This is a genomic window from Stenotrophomonas sp. HMWF003, assembly GCF_003061285.1.
In the GTDB taxonomy this organism is placed as follows: domain Bacteria; phylum Pseudomonadota; class Gammaproteobacteria; order Xanthomonadales; family Xanthomonadaceae; genus Stenotrophomonas; species Stenotrophomonas maltophilia_AP.
Window position 1 is genome coordinate 4,535 of sequence record NZ_QAIW01000287.1, and the last position, 659, is coordinate 5,193.

Annotated in this window: 1 protein-coding gene; it reads left to right on the top strand. The window is 71.2% G+C overall.

Annotated elements, in window-relative coordinates:
- A partial coding sequence (locus tag DBR34_RS11885; protein ID WP_258223851.1) for a pseudouridine synthase occupies positions 1–659 on the top strand: 659 nt, incomplete at both ends.

Sequence of the window (659 nt, forward strand, 5' to 3'; positions counted from 1 at the left end):
CCGCGGATCGACCGGGCGCAATGGGAAAGCCGCTTCGCGCGTGGGCGGGTGCTGGACGCGCAGGGCAGGGCGCTGGCGCCGGACCGGGCGTGGCAGGTGGGGCTGGAGATCCAGTATTTTCGTGAGGTGGCCGAGGAACCGGTGATTCCGTTCCTGGAAAGCGTGCTGCATGAGGATGCGCATCTATTGGTGGCCGACAAGCCGCACTTCCTGCCGGTGACGCCAGCCGGTGGTCATGTGCGTGAAACCCTGCTGACGCGGCTGGTGGCGCGCACCGGCAATGCGGATCTGGTGCCGCTGCACCGGCTGGACCGCCTCACCGCCGGCCTGGTGCTGTTTTCCACCCGCCCCGACACCCGCGACGCCTACCAGCGGCTGTTCCGCGAGCGGCGCATCGGCAAAACGTACGAGGCGCTGGCGCCGGCGCTGCCCGGCCAGGCGTTCCCGTTGGAGCGGCACACGCGGCTGGCAGCGGGCGAACCGTTCTTCCGCATGGCCGAGGGCCCCGGCGAGCCGAATGCGCGCACCCGGATCGAGGTCATCGACGCCGAAGGCCCGATCTGGCGCTACCGGCTGCACCCCGAGTCCGGCCGCAAGCACCAGCTGCGCGTGCACATGGCCGCGCTGGGCGCCCCGATCGTCGGCGACGACCTGTACCC